The sequence below is a fragment of the Campylobacter sp. 10_1_50 genome, assembly GCF_000238755.1.
In the GTDB taxonomy this organism is placed as follows: Bacteria; Campylobacterota; Campylobacteria; order Campylobacterales; family Campylobacteraceae; genus Campylobacter_A; species Campylobacter_A concisus_R.
Map to the genome: position 1 here is coordinate 449,819 of NZ_JH414887.1, position 13,385 is coordinate 463,203.

A 13,385-nucleotide genomic window follows, 5' to 3' on the forward strand; every position below is an offset into this window, starting at 1 on the left:
ATTTAGACCATATTTTTTATAAAGCTCTATCTTTTGCTCTTTCTAGATACGCCTCATCATCTTCATATCCCCAAAATTCAACATAGACCTTGCCTTTTGGTATATAAAAGTCGCAATAGACATCTTCTTTTATCGGCACTCTTTTTTCATAAGCCATGCTCTCAGTAAAAGTTTGCGTTAAACGTATCAGCTATATTTCTTTGGTTAAATTTTACGTAAGATTTTTGGCGCAGTTTTCGTCTTATAAATTTCGCCATTAAATTTATCAAAATGACAAATACTATAATAGGTAGCGCAAAATTAAAAAACGCTGGCAGCATAGTGGATAGTAAATTTGCCGTGTCAAAAATTTGCATTTTTATGGTGCAGTTGGAGTAAATTTAAATTTTAAATGATAAATTCTGGTTCAAATTTTGTCCCATTTACCCTGACAACTCTTGCTGGTATGCCAACGACAGTTGCGTTTGCTGGGACATTTTTTAGCACGACCGAGTTTGCACCGATCTTAGCATTTTCACCGATCGTTATGGCACCAAGTATCTTTGAGCCAGCGGCGATAGTCACGCCATTTTTAATGGTTGGATGGCGCTTGCCACACTCTTTGCCAGTGCCGCCAAGTGTCACTTGATGATACATCATCACATCATCACCGACCTCAGCCGTCTCGCCGATAACCACGCCCATGCCGTGATCTATGAAAAATCTCCTACCAATCTTCGCTCCCGGGTGGATCTCGATGCCTGTTAGAAATCTTGCGATTTGTGAGATGAGTCTAGCTAGAAAAAACCACTTTTTTTCATATAAAAAATGAGAAATTTTGTGAAACAAAACCGCATGGATACCAGGAGTGTTTATAAGTATCGCCAAAAAGCAACAACTATGCACCGATGGGTCTTTTTCACGGACGGTTTGAACTAGCTCTTTTAGACTCTCCCACATATTTACGCTCCGTAAAGCTCTGTACTTAGGTATCTCTCGCCGTTATCTGGAGCTATGAAAAGCACTTTTTTGCCAGCGCCAAGTCTTTTAGCCACTCTTTTTGCAGCCACGTAAGAAGCACCGCCACTTATGCCTATCATCAAGCCATCGCTCTTTGCGATCGCTCTAGCTGCGTTTAGTGCGTCATCGTTGCTTACTTTTTCTACTTCGCTAACTAGGCTCATATCCATTGTATTTGGTAAAAATCCAGCTCCGATGCCTTGAATTTTATGTGGTCCTGGGTTGCCGCCACTTAAAACTGGTGATGCTTCAGGCTCTACTGCGATGATCTTAGTGTCATAGCCTTTTTCTTTTAGAACCTTTGCCACGCCGCTTATCGTGCCACCTGTACCAACACCTGCTACAAAGGCATCAAGCTTGCTAAAATCAGCCACGATCTCAGCAGCTGTTGTTAGCTCGTGAGCTTGTGGGTTATACTTGTTTTCAAACTGGCTTAGCATTACGTGGTTTGGCTGAGAAGCTAGCTCAGTAGCCCTTGCGATCGCTGCTTTCATACCGCCAGCTGCAGGAGTTAGCTCAAGATGAGCGCCATAAGCTGCAACGATCTTGCGTCTTTCGATACTCATGCTCTCAGGCATGCAAAGGATCACTTTAAAGCCAAGTGCAGCACCGCACATAGCTACGCCGATACCTGTATTTCCGCTTGTTGGCTCGACGATAGTGTCGCCATGTTTTAGCGTGCCATCAGCTAGCATTTTAGTGATCATATTAAATGCGATCCTATCTTTTACAGAGCCGCCTGGGTTAAAAAACTCTAATTTTACGTAAATTTCAGCCTCGTCAGCACCTGTTTTTATCTTTACGATAGGTGTATTACCGATCGTTTTAACGATATTGTCGTATATCATTGCCTCTCCTAATATAAATTTTACGTAAATTTAGCATAGAATTTAAAATAAAACATAAAAAGTCCTAATTTGCGCTAAATTTAAAATAAAAATTTAGTTTTTAATGCTATCAAGCACCTCTTGTCCGCTTTGGCTTAAAATTTTGCCTTTGAAATTCTCTTTGCAAAACTCCAAAATGAGTGCATGATAGAGCTTTAAAACCTCACTCTCGTCAAATTTCTCGCTATCAAGAAATTTGTAAATTTCATCATAATCAAGCGAGCTAAACCACTCAGCCGCCTCGTCGTAGCTCTCAAAAATGTAGTCAAAATATGCCATTATCCTAAGTGCATAAGCATCAACGATCATATAAGGCTTACCACAAGCATAAGCAAGTATCGCATCGCAAGTCTCAGCACCAACGCCTCTTACGCTTATGAGCCACTCGCGGCCTACGTTTTCTTTGAAATTTTCAAAGCTCTCAAATTCATTTTTTATAGCTAGGCAAAGCGTCTTTAGCCGTTTTGCCTTTGTGTTGTAAAAGCCACTTGGCTTTATGAGCGTGGCAAGCTCGCTGTTTTCAAGCGCGCAAATGCCTTGCAAGCTATCTTTGCTGGCATTTTTTAGATTATTTAGAGCTTTTTCTACATTTTTCCAGTTGGTATTTTGCACTAAAATAGCACCCAAAATAACCTCAAAAGTGCCCTCGCCTGGCCATTTTAGCTCGTCTAAATTTCTACTTTTGTGATTTAGCAGAGCTAAAAATAGATCAGTTGATCTCATTTTAAATTTTCTTTAAATGTTAGATAAAACTGCTTTGCAGTCCTGCCACTTCTGCTAGCCCTAAGAGTGGCGAAATTTTTAGCAAGCGTGTGAAGCTCGTCTTTGTTGCCAGTGTAGTCTTTAAAATAAAAATCAACCATTTTTAGATACTCGTCGTAGTTGCCTTGATAAAAGCTGACCCAAAGACCAAAGCGGTCTGAGAGAGAAATTTTCTCCTGAGTGGCGTCGCTGTAGTGGATTTCTCCGTCTATTAGCTCTGAGTTTTCATTTTCGCTTTTAAACTCGCTTATTAGGTGGCGGCGATTTGATGTGGCGTATAAAAGGACGTTTTTAGGCGGTTTTTGGATAGAGCCATCCATGATAGGTTTTAGAAATTTATACTCATTGCTGCCATTTTCAAAGCTTAGATCGTCGCAGAAAATGATAAATTTAAACTCGCTCTTTCTGATCTCATCGATGATGTCGCCAAGGTATTTTAAATCCTCGCAGCCGATCTCGATGATGCGAAGTCCCTCTTTATAAAATTTAGTAAAAACAGCCCTTACAAGGCTTGACTTGCCACATCCTCTCTCACCCCAAAGAAGCACGTGATTTGCCTCGTCGCCAGCTATAAAATTTCTAGTATTTTTTAGCAAAATTTCTTTTTGTTTCTCTAGTCCATAAAGTGAGTCGATATCGACAAAATCGATATCCTCAACCGGTTTTAACATCCCTTTTGTGCTCTTATAAATCGCTGCGTACTTCATACCCCAATCTATCATTTCTTATCCTTTCTTAGATAGACCAAAATTTCAGCCAAAACATCGTCATCGTCCTTGCTACGTGACTTTAGCCTGATCTTCTCGTCATCATTTTTTGTTATTAGTATATTTTGTTCGCTGTTTGAAATCGTCTTTATACCAGCTTTTAGAGCTAAAATTTTAATGATGATAAGGTCTAAAAACTGCTTTGTAAATGTATCTATCTTGCCAAATCTATCCTCAAGCTCGCTTTGTATTTCATAGACTTCAGCGACCTCTTTACACTTGCTAAGGCGCCTGTAAATTTCAAGCCTTAGTCTATCTTCTCTTATAAATTCTTGATTTAAAAAGGCGCTCACACTAAGCTTTAGATCGATCTTGTCTAGCTTTGCGGAGTCTTGATTAAGAAGCTTATTTATCTCATCTTCTAGCATCTTTAGATATAGCGAGTAGCCGATAGCCTCGATGTGGCCGCTTTGCGCCTCGCCGATGATGTTGCCACCACCCCTTATCTCAAGATCGTGATAGGCTAGCACTGAGCCAGCGCCCAAAAATGAGTTGCCCTCAAGTGCCACTAGGCGTTTTAGAGCGTCTTTGCTAATGGCATCTTTATCCTCAACCAAAAAGTAGCAATAAGCCTGCTTATCACTTCTACCCACGCGACCACGCAGCTGATGCAAGTCAGCCATGCCAAATTTATTAGCATTTTCTACGATTATAGTGTTTGCATTTGGCAGGTGGATACCGCTTTCAACGATGCTGGTGCAAAGTAGTAGGTCATACTCGCCCCGCTCAAATTTCATCATCTCATCTTCAGCGACTTTTGCATTTATCTTTGAGTGAAGTATCAAAATTCTAAGCTTTGGCAAAATTTTTCTTAGCTCATTTGCCGTCTGCTCGATGTCTGCGATGTGGTTGTGGATGTAAAAGGTCTGCCCACCGCGTCTTAGCTCACGCATGATAGCCTCTTTGACGACCTTTTCGTCCCACTCTCTCACGCTTGTCCTCACATCTAGCCTCGAGCTTGGCGGAGTGGCTAAAATACTATATGTTTTTATCTTGCTAAGCGCCATATTTAGGCTTCTTGGTATCGGCGTGGCGCTCATGCTTAAGATGTGTGAGTTTTGAGAAATTTCTTTTAGCTGTTCTTTTTGTTTAACACCAAATTTATGCTCTTCATCAACCACGATAAGCCCTAAATTTTCAGCCTTTACACCAAGAAGCGCATGCGTACCCACGCAAACTATGGGCTCATTTTCTTTTAGTGCTTTTTGCAAGCTTGATTTTTCTTTAGCACTTGAGAAGCGATCCAGCCTAAAGACCTTTATGCCAAATTTGCTAAATCTCTGGCTTAGCGTCTTGTAGTGCTGCGAGCTAAGAAGCGTCGTTGGTACGAAGAAAAGCGCGCTAAAGCCTGATTTTATGCAGGTAAATATAGCATTCATCGCAACTTCAGTCTTGCCAAAACCAACATCTCCGCTAAGCAGCCTATCCATCACCTTGCCGCTTTTTAGCTCATCTTTTATATCATTTACCGCCTTTTGCTGATCACTCGTGTATGAAAAGCCAGCGTCCTGGACGAAATTTAGATAAGAGATGTCCTCTTTTTGTAAAATTTTGCCTGCGATTAACTCCCTTTTTGCCGCCATCGCTACGATCTTTGAGGCGATCGCGAAGAGTTTTTCTCTAACCTTCTCTTTTATCTTGGCAAAATTTGCCTTACCTAAGCGATCAAGCACCGCCATAGAGCCATTTTGAGCGATATAGCGATCTATCAAATTTAGATGCTCAACCGGCAAAAGAAGCTTGTCATCATTTTGGTAAGCAATTACTACAAATTCCTTCGTCGCGCCCAAAACCTTGATCTTTTCAAGCCCCAAAAATCTGCCTATACCATAATCTTCATGCACGACATAGTCATTTACTTTTAGCTCATCGACCACGAGACTTGAGCGCTTAACTCGCCTTTTTTTCTCAAATTTATTTAAAGAGACTACGATCTTGTCGTTTGAGATTAAATTTACTACAAGGGGCGAAATTTCAAGCTTTACGTTGGCAAAACCATCAAGCTCATAGCCCTTAAAAAGCCCTTCATTTCTTGAAAGAACGGTTATACTTTTGCTCTTATTTAGCTCAAAAAAGTCAAAATTTAAAGTAACTTCTAAGTCTTTATAGACCTTTGGCTCAGGCAAAATTTCAATGCCCTTAAATTTCTCCTCAGCCACATCATAAATTTCAAAATCGATCTTTTTAACAAGCTTTGAGTCAAATTCTTTCAAGTAGTCGCTAAAGCTATCTATCGCCCAAAATCCAAGCGAATTTAGATCGCTCACCAAAGCGTCGCTTTGCATATCCTCGATCTTTTGGCTCACTTTTTCAAACTCATCTTTGCTAAGATTTGCGATAAACGGCACGATCTCGGCTTCGCTTAGCTCATTTTTGTTGCTAATTTGCGTGGCGGTGTTGTAGTTTCTGATACTCTCCACCTCATCGCCAAAGAGTAAAATTCTAACAGGATCGTCCATATTTACGCCATAAATGTCAATCACTTCGCCGCGTATGCTAAACTCGCCAACGCTCTCAACGATATCGACGCACTCGTAGCCAAATCGTATGAGCAAGTCGGCAAATTCGCTTAAATTTAGATTATCTTTTAACTTGATCGTTGAGCTTTCTAAGTTTTTTTGCGTTGGAAGTGGGTTTAAAAGCGTGCTAAATGGGCTTATGATGATCTTTTTACCATCAAATTTATAGTATTTGCTAAGAACGGATGAAATTTCAAAAAGCTCTTCGTTAAAGCTTCTTAGATCATCGCCCTTTTTAGCTCTAAAATCAGGTAGTTTAAATGCGCTAAAGCCAGCAAAACTAGCCGCATCAGCGCAGAGTGCCGCTTCTTTGTCATCTTCGCAGATGAGAATTTGTAGGGCGTGTGTTAAAAGATACTCATAGACCTTTGCTTGCATAGTACTCTTTTAAAAAGGCTTCGGTCAAGTGAAACGAGCCAAATGCTAGGTAAATTTTGCCGTTTTTTGCCTCTTTTATATCGTTCATATCACTTGGCTCAAACTCTCTATGAGAAATTTCGAGCTCGTTTAGCGCTTTGTTTATGAGCTCTCCGCCAAGCTCCCTGCCCTCGCAGTGGTAGTGATAAAGTAGCACGCCATCAATGACTGGCTTTAGAGCTGCCAAAACCGCCTTGAAGTCTTTATCTAAAAACGAGTTATAAATTAGTGTTAGCTTCTTGCCGCTAAACTCTTCTTGGCTAAATTTCTTAGCCACAGCCTTTGCGCCAAGCTCGTTGTGACCGACATCAACATATAAATTTGAAGCGATCTTTTCACATCTGCCTCGAAGCGATAAAGCGCCAAGCTTTTTGATATCTATGCTACTATCTAAAATTTTAGCTGCGGCGTAGGCTAGAGTTAAATTTGAGCGCAAAAACTCTGGTAGGTTAAATTTATCTGCGTAGTTTGCGATCTCGTTTAAATTTTCTTTGGTTAAAATTTCTCTTGGAAAGCTCAGAGTTGCACTCTTCTCGCTTGCGATCTCTTTTGCGATAGCCACACTTATCTCGTTCATCTCATCATTTAAAATAGCTCTTTTGCCCATGGCTTCAAATTTCGTGCGTGAAATTTCTTCTAAGCTGTTGCCTAATATCGCAGTGTGGTCAAAGCCGATCGGAGTAAAGATGCTTAGCTCTTTTTCAAAGACATTTGTCGCATCCAGCACGCCACCCATGCCAGCCTCGCAGACAAAGTAGTCGCAACCCTCAAAAAGCACCGCAGAAAGCAGCGTCATATACTCAAAATAGCTCGTTTTTATCTTGTATTCATCACTTAAAAGAGCTTGCAAACGCTTGTGAGCTCTCTCTAAAATTTCATCGCTAGCGACCTCGCCATTTAGCCAAAATCGCTCGTTAAATTTAAATATATGTGGGCTCGTGTAGTGGCCTACTTTCGCGCCATTTTGGCTTAAAATTTGCGCTAAAAAGCGGCCTGTGCTACCTTTGCCATTTGTGCCGATGATGTGGATTATCTTAAAAGGCTTTAGATGGCCTTTGATCGTATCATAAGCCCTTATGATCCTGCCATAGTCGATCTCTTTGTAGTAAAGTGGCTTGCCGTCAAGAAATTTCGCTAGGCTCATTTTTCCTCGATTATCTTTGGCATGACTTGGTTTCTGCCGCCCTCTTTTGAAAGATAGAGCATCTTGTCAGCGCCCTCAAGCGTCATAGTATCGCTTAAATTTGCACTTCTTGTCGCCACACCAGAGCTAATGGTAACTTTGATGCGCTCGTTTTTATAGATAAATTTGAAATTTTCTATCATACTTCTTAGCTTCTCGCCAAATCTAACACCATCTTTTAAGCTCGTACTTGGTAGCAAAATGACAAATTCCTCGCCGCCATATCTACCGACAAAATCAACCTTTCTAGCATTTTTCTTAAGCACCTGAGCCACTGCTGAAAGGATCACGTCGCCAGCTTCGTGTCCGTAGGTGTCGTTTATCTTTTTAAAGAAATCAATATCAACAAAGCAGATAGAATAGTCTGTGCCGTAGCGTTTATAAGCCTCTTCAATACACTGAATTTCTCTCATCAAAGCTCTTTTTGTAGCCACTTTTGTTAAAAAATCTTCTCTACTCTCAAGTTTTGCAGCTTCAAGCTCTTTTTCTAAACTTGCAACTCTGTTTTGAAGCTCTAAGATGGTAGTCTGCTTACTATTCATCTCAAGACCAAGCTCCTTACTCTCTATCTCAAGCGCACCAGCTATCTCTATAAGCATATTCTTTATATGTTCAATACTATTTGTATTTAGGTTTACATTTTTAAGATCATTTTTGATATTTTGAACTTTTACAGAGTTACTTTGAGAGCTAGCTGCGATGTCTGAGATCCTCTCGCCTATGTTTTGTAAGATATTATTTAATGAGCCAACCTTTTCAATAATCTCAGTTCTATCTTCTTCGATCCTGCGATCAACAAAACCCTTTATCTTATCTTGAAATTCTTTGCTATTTAGACTTTGTGGATTTTGCTTTAAAACGCTTCTAATGGTGCTAAGCTCTTCGCCAAGCTCCTTTGTAATAGAAGGCTCAAGGGCAAAATTTAAAAGCTCAGCTAGAGCATTTTCTTCTGCGCTTCCATTTTTTTGAGATAAGAATTTCTCAAGCTCAGCGCTCATAGTCTTTAGATCGTCAAAGTCTCTCACGCCATAATATTTTAAGAAGTCCAAAAATTCAGTGTCGTAGGAGCTTACGAAGTCAAACCATTTAAGGCACATATCTTCAAGATTTTTCTCATCATATCTTCTGGCAAGTAGCTGCATGCCCTGCTCTGCTAGAGCCTTTGCGTCTTTGTTATGAAGCATAGAGATGGCTTGGAGGATTCTTCTTGCAAAGGCATTTAGTGACTTTAACTTTTTATCATCGACCACTTGTGCTATGCCATTTTTAGCACCGTGAGAGAGCCTAGCGGTCATAAAAGCTACAAACTCATCGACCGTTTTTATATGAAGGCTTATAGCTTGCGCTTTATAGTCATCACCAAGCCTTGAGATATATTTTTCTATCTTTTTGCTCTCTTCGGTAGTAAAGCCATATTTTTTAGAAATTTCATTATAAACTTCGGTGTAATTTTCTGGCGTTAGCATCAAATGGCGATCTTTTATCTCGCTCAAGGCTTCCTTGACTATTTGACTAACGGTTACTGCTGCCATTCTTATATCCTTTTACAGCTAAATTTGCGATGTACTCATCAAATGCCTCTTTTGAAGCCTCTTTTATAGCTTCATACTTTTGAGTATCGCTAAGAACACTATCGGCAAATCTTACATCTTTTTGACGTCTTGCCACACTAAAATCATACTCGCCAGTAGCAGGTATATCTACGACACGACCGTCTTTAAATTTGGTTTTATAATTTAGAATTAAAAAAGCTTTATACGATGTGATATAGCCGTATTCATCATAGATTATCGCTTCATAGGTCAAATTTTGCACTGAGACAATTATCGAAGTATCAGCGCTATCTTTGCTTGATAGTGATTTATGCAGCCTTGCGACCATACCCTCTTTTACGGCGTCTTTTATCCAGACACTATTTTTTGGCTCTTCTTTGCTGATGATAACATCAACATAAACTCTATCTCCAACCAAATCCTGCAAGATCTTTGAAACTGGTTTATAGCCACATCCGCAGATAAATATAGCAATAAAAAACGCTAAAAAATATCTCAAAATTTATCCTTTAATGACAAAATTTACTAATTTGCCTTTTATATAAATCTCTTTTAAAATTTCTTTTCCCTCAAGCCACTTAGCCACATTTTGCTTAGCTTGTTTTAAAATTTCACTCTCACTCTCACTCGCTGCTACCTCAAACTCAGCCCTTTTTTTGCCATTAACTGTAACTGCAAGAGCGATGCTATCTTTTACAAAGACTTCTTCTTTTACAGCTATCTTTGTAAAATTTTTTCTGCCAAAAAGCTCTTCGCTAAGCTCATTTGCGATATGCGGCACGATAGGCTCTAGTAAATTTAAGATGATGAAAAAGCCCTCAGCATTTACATCGTCATTATCCTGCGCATTTATAGCGTTTAGCGCCTCCATACAAGCAGCGATTAGCGTGTTAAAAGCAAATGTATCGCCAAAAACCTCGGTTGATTTTTTAAGCGCTTCATAAATTTTTAGCCTTGCAAATTTCTCATCTTTATTTAAGCTTTCATGATCTATCTCAGGCAATTTATCTATCTTTTTGATAGTTTGTGCTTTTTCCCAAAGCCTATTTAAAAACCTAAATGCACCCTCAACTGCGCTGTCGTTCCACTCGAGCTCTTTTTGAGGAGGAGCAGCAAAAAGGATAAAAAGCCTTGCCGTATCAGCGCCGTATCTATTTATGATATCATCAGGATCTACGACGTTGCCCTTGCTTTTACTCATCTTTTTGCCATCTTTTAAGACCATGCCTTGAGTTAGTAAATTTTCAAACGGCTCATCATCTCTTAGATAGCCAAGGTCTCTTAAGACCTTTTGGAAAAATCTAGCGTATAAAAGGTGCAATATCGCATGCTCGATACCGCCGATGTACTGATCTACATTCATCCAATAATTTACGCTCTTTTCATCAAGTGCTTTTTGCTCCCAACTCTTCTCATCACTTGCAAATCTAGCAAAATACCAGCTACTCTCTACGAATGTATCCATCGTATCAGTCTCTCTGATCGCGTCTTGGCCGCATTTTGGACACTTTGTAAATTTCCAAGTTGGATGTTTATCAAGTGGGTTGCCCTCGCCTGTGATCTTGACATCTTCAGGCAGTGCGATAGGTAAATTTTCCTCTTTTTCTGGCACTACGCCGCAGCATTTGCAGTGCACGACAGGTATCGGCGCACCCCAGTATCTTTGGCGAGAAATTCCCCAGTCTCTTAGTTTGTAGTTTGTGATCCTTTTGCCAAGACCATCTTTTTCAAATTTCTCTATTATAAAGCTTTTGGCATCCTCTGAGCTAAGGCCATTTATCAGCTCAGAATTTATAGCAACTCCGTATTCTGAATACGCTTTAGAGCCGTCACTCTCACCCTCAAGTGGCTTTACGACTGGTTTTATAGGTAGATTAAATTTACTTGCAAACTCGAAGTCTCTTTGATCATGCGCAGGAACAGCCATGATAGCGCCACTGCCATAGTCAGCTAGGATGAAATTTGCAACCCAAACTGGGACCTTTTCATTAGTGAGTGGATGAACGACATAAATTCCTAAAAATTCTCCATCTTTATCGCTTGCTTGACGCTCTCTTGTACTTTGATTAAGTATTGCTTTTATCTTTGCCTTCTTGCTTTCATCAAATTTATCACTTTCAAGCAGTGCTTTTACGATAGGATGCTCTGGCGCAAGGGCTGTATAGCTAACACCATAAATCGTATCAGGTCTTGTTGTAAATACCTCAAAACCATCAAATTTACCGCCCAAAGTCACTTTTGAAGCCTCATCAAGGCTAAATTTAAACTCTAAGCCGTAGCTTCTGCCGATCCAGTTTTCTTGCATTGTGATGACTTGATTTGGCCATTTGCCCTCAAGAAGTTTTAGATCTTCAAGTAGCTCGCTAGCGTATTTTGTGATGTTGAAGTAGTATCCTGGAAGCTCTTTTTGCACAACATCATTACCGCATCTCCAGCATTTTCCATCTTCAACCTGCTCGTTTGCAAGCACAGTTTGATCGTACTCACACCAGTTTACGATGGCATTTTTTCTATAAACAAGCCCTTTTTCAAACATCTTTATAAAAAAGCTTTGCTCCCACTTTGTATAAAGCGGGTCAGATGTGGCTAAAATTCTCTTTTTAGAAAACGAAAAGCCAAGGCTTGCAAGCTCCTTTTTCATATAGTCGATGTTTTCGTAAGTCCAAATTTTAGGGTGAATTTTATGTTTTATGGCTGCGTTTTCAGCTGGCATACCAAAGCTATCAAATCCGATAGGATGAAGCACGTTGTAGCCGCTTTTTCTATATGATCTAGCCAGTGCATCGCCGATAGAGTAGTTTCTTACATGTCCCATATGTATGCGTCCGCTTGGATATGGAAACATACTTAGGATATATTTTTTTGGCAAGCTTAGATCATCTTTTGGTTCAAATTCTTCATTTTTATCCCAAATTTCTTGCCACTTTTTTTCTATCTTTAAAGGCTCATATTTTCTCTTCTCAGCCATTTTTTCTCCTAAAATTCTTCTTGTGATTTGCTTGATTCTATTAATACCAAGGCTAGTGAAAATATATTTGCAATGACTGCGCCAATAGCTAGTGAATAGCTAAGCGTTGCATTTTCAGAGACTTGCAAAATAACAAAAGCTGGTATAAGGTGCAAATCAGCAACCAGCGAGCTAGCAAAAAGCTCAGCTGATAGTAAATTTTTAACACCGATCTTAAGTAAAGTTGAAACCAAATTTATACTAGCTGCCACAAAAAGGGCGATCTCGTTTTTATCATATAAAAACTCCGCCGTAGTCGTAAGACTCATCAGCGCAAAAAATATGTAGATAACTTTTCCCCAGTTCATTATCCCTCCTTACACAACGCCTTTTTCAAACATAGCACGCTCTTTATCACGCTCTTTTTTGATCCTTTGCTTCTCAGCCTCTCTAGCTCTAAAATGCTCGATGCTAAATTTAAACCAGATAAGAAATGGCGATGAGATGTAGATCGAGCTGATCGTTCCTATAACGATACCAACGATAAGGATAAATGAAAATCCATGTATCATATCTCCACCGAATAAAAATAACACAACAACGGTCATCATCGTAGTTGCAGAGGTCAGGATAGTCCTTGAAAGCGTAGCAGATACTGACTCGTTGATAACGCCCTCGATATCAGTCCTCTTACTCTCTTTTATACCTTCTCTTATCCTGTCAAAAATGATGATCGTATCGTTTAGCGAGTAGCCAAGCACCGTTAATACAGCCGCTAGAGTGTCTAAATTTACATCGATATCAAATAGTGAAATAGCACCAACAGTTATAACGATATCGTGAATTTCAGTTGCGATCGCAGCAAGCGCAAATCTCCACTCAAATCTAAATGTGATATAAAGAAGCACGCCAATTAGTGAAATTCCAAGAGCCATCAAACCCTTTTGCCTAAGCTCGTCACCAACCTTTGGACCAACGATATCAACACGTCTTACTTCAAAATTTCCAGTATCTTTTAAAATTTGCTTTATCTCAGTGCCGATGTCACCAGTTAAATTTGAACTTGATCCTGAAAACCTAATAACAGCCTCATCTTCGCTTCCAAACTCAGTAACAGAGGCGTTTTTAAGCACTTCATTTGTGCCAAAAGCGTCGCGAATTTTATCAAGTGGCGCTTTGGTGTCGTATTTTAGCTGAATAAGCGTACCACCAGAAAAATCGATGCCATAGTTTAAACCCTTTGTTGCAAGCAAAAAGATCGAGCCAACAAATAAAAATATAGAAAGTGCGAGTGACACAAATCTAAACCGCATAAAATCATAAACTTTTGCCTTAGTAAAAATTTGCATCC

The 13,385-nt window shown here is 39.7% G+C and carries 13 protein-coding genes; all 13 read right to left on the reverse strand.

Annotated features, from left to right (window positions below):
- Positions 1-16: 16 nt before the first annotated feature.
- Positions 17-157 (reverse strand): hypothetical protein, encoded by a 141-nt coding sequence (locus HMPREF1019_RS10275; RefSeq protein ID WP_232210155.1) that lies wholly within the window; start codon positions 155-157, stop codon positions 17-19.
- 4 nt (positions 158-161) lie between these two features.
- Positions 162-356 (reverse strand): hypothetical protein, encoded by a 195-nt coding sequence (locus tag HMPREF1019_RS09950; RefSeq protein ID WP_148400969.1) that lies wholly within the window; start codon positions 354-356, stop codon positions 162-164.
- A 31-nt stretch (positions 357-387) separates the two neighbouring features.
- On the reverse strand, positions 388-939 hold the full coding sequence (gene epsC, locus HMPREF1019_RS02240; protein WP_009294053.1) for a serine O-acetyltransferase EpsC: 552 nt from the start codon (positions 937-939) through the stop codon (positions 388-390).
- 2 nt (positions 940-941) lie between these two features.
- Complete coding sequence (cysK, locus tag HMPREF1019_RS02245) at positions 942-1,847, reverse strand: cysteine synthase A (protein ID WP_009294054.1); 906 nt, start codon at positions 1,845-1,847, stop codon at positions 942-944.
- Positions 1,848-1,940: 93 nt separating this feature from the next.
- A complete protein-coding gene (locus HMPREF1019_RS02250) occupies positions 1,941-2,609 on the reverse strand; it encodes an endonuclease III domain-containing protein (protein ID WP_009294055.1) in 669 nt (222 codons plus the stop codon).
- Entirely contained in the window at positions 2,606-3,370 is a 765-nt protein-coding gene (locus HMPREF1019_RS02255; RefSeq protein WP_009294056.1) for an ATP-binding protein, read from the reverse strand. The genes HMPREF1019_RS02250 and HMPREF1019_RS02255 overlap by 4 nt, the downstream gene beginning before the upstream one ends.
- Entirely contained in the window at positions 3,367-6,312 is a 2,946-nt protein-coding gene (gene mfd, locus HMPREF1019_RS02260; RefSeq protein ID WP_009294057.1) for a transcription-repair coupling factor, read from the reverse strand. Before mfd ends, HMPREF1019_RS02255 begins: the two co-directional genes overlap by 4 nt.
- Positions 6,293-7,495 (reverse strand): Mur ligase family protein, encoded by a 1,203-nt coding sequence (locus HMPREF1019_RS02265; protein ID WP_009294058.1) that lies wholly within the window; start codon positions 7,493-7,495, stop codon positions 6,293-6,295. The genes mfd and HMPREF1019_RS02265 overlap by 20 nt, the downstream gene beginning before the upstream one ends.
- On the reverse strand, positions 7,492-9,066 hold the full coding sequence (locus tag HMPREF1019_RS02270; RefSeq protein ID WP_009294059.1) for a GGDEF domain-containing protein: 1,575 nt from the start codon (positions 9,064-9,066) through the stop codon (positions 7,492-7,494). The genes HMPREF1019_RS02265 and HMPREF1019_RS02270 overlap by 4 nt, the downstream gene beginning before the upstream one ends.
- Positions 9,047-9,586 carry an LPS assembly lipoprotein LptE gene (lptE, locus tag HMPREF1019_RS02275; RefSeq protein WP_009294060.1) on the reverse strand — a complete coding sequence of 180 codons (540 nt, stop codon included), beginning with the start codon at positions 9,584-9,586 and terminating at the stop codon, positions 9,047-9,049. Before lptE ends, HMPREF1019_RS02270 begins: the two co-directional genes overlap by 20 nt.
- Before the next feature lie 3 nt (positions 9,587-9,589).
- Entirely contained in the window at positions 9,590-12,055 is a 2,466-nt protein-coding gene (leuS, locus tag HMPREF1019_RS02280) for a leucine--tRNA ligase (RefSeq protein WP_009294061.1), read from the reverse strand.
- 8 nt (positions 12,056-12,063) lie between these two features.
- On the reverse strand, positions 12,064-12,402 hold the full coding sequence (locus HMPREF1019_RS02285; protein WP_002942000.1) for a DUF6394 family protein: 339 nt from the start codon (positions 12,400-12,402) through the stop codon (positions 12,064-12,066).
- A 9-nt stretch (positions 12,403-12,411) separates the two neighbouring features.
- The gene (gene secF, locus HMPREF1019_RS02290; RefSeq protein WP_009294062.1) at positions 12,412-13,383 is read right to left on the reverse strand and encodes a protein translocase subunit SecF; all 972 of its coding nucleotides are present in this window, start codon (positions 13,381-13,383) and stop codon (positions 12,412-12,414) included.
- Positions 13,384-13,385 lie beyond the last annotated feature (2 nt).

What these genes read in the sequence shown, in the direction of transcription:
- secF (WP_009294062.1), bottom strand. Translation starts at nt 13,383, where the DNA reads ATGCAAATTTTTACTAAGGCAAAAGTTTATGATTTTATGCGGTTTAGA.
- HMPREF1019_RS09950 (WP_148400969.1), bottom strand. Translation starts at nt 356, where the DNA reads ATGCAAATTTTTGACACGGCAAATTTACTATCCACTATGCTGCCAGCG.
- mfd (WP_009294057.1), bottom strand. Translation starts at nt 6,312, where the DNA reads ATGCAAGCAAAGGTCTATGAGTATCTTTTAACACACGCCCTACAAATT.
- HMPREF1019_RS02265 (WP_009294058.1), bottom strand. Translation starts at nt 7,495, where the DNA reads ATGAGCCTAGCGAAATTTCTTGACGGCAAGCCACTTTACTACAAAGAG.
- leuS (WP_009294061.1), bottom strand. Translation starts at nt 12,055, where the DNA reads ATGGCTGAGAAGAGAAAATATGAGCCTTTAAAGATAGAAAAAAAGTGG.
- HMPREF1019_RS02285 (WP_002942000.1), bottom strand. Translation starts at nt 12,402, where the DNA reads ATGAACTGGGGAAAAGTTATCTACATATTTTTTGCGCTGATGAGTCTT.
- HMPREF1019_RS02255 (WP_009294056.1), bottom strand. Translation starts at nt 3,370, where the DNA reads ATGATAGATTGGGGTATGAAGTACGCAGCGATTTATAAGAGCACAAAA.
- cysK (WP_009294054.1), bottom strand. Translation starts at nt 1,847, where the DNA reads ATGATATACGACAATATCGTTAAAACGATCGGTAATACACCTATCGTA.
- epsC (WP_009294053.1), bottom strand. Translation starts at nt 939, where the DNA reads ATGTGGGAGAGTCTAAAAGAGCTAGTTCAAACCGTCCGTGAAAAAGAC.
- HMPREF1019_RS02250 (WP_009294055.1), bottom strand. Translation starts at nt 2,609, where the DNA reads ATGAGATCAACTGATCTATTTTTAGCTCTGCTAAATCACAAAAGTAGA.
- HMPREF1019_RS10275 (WP_232210155.1), bottom strand. Translation starts at nt 157, where the DNA reads ATGGCTTATGAAAAAAGAGTGCCGATAAAAGAAGATGTCTATTGCGAC.
- HMPREF1019_RS02270 (WP_009294059.1), bottom strand. Translation starts at nt 9,066, where the DNA reads ATGGCAGCAGTAACCGTTAGTCAAATAGTCAAGGAAGCCTTGAGCGAG.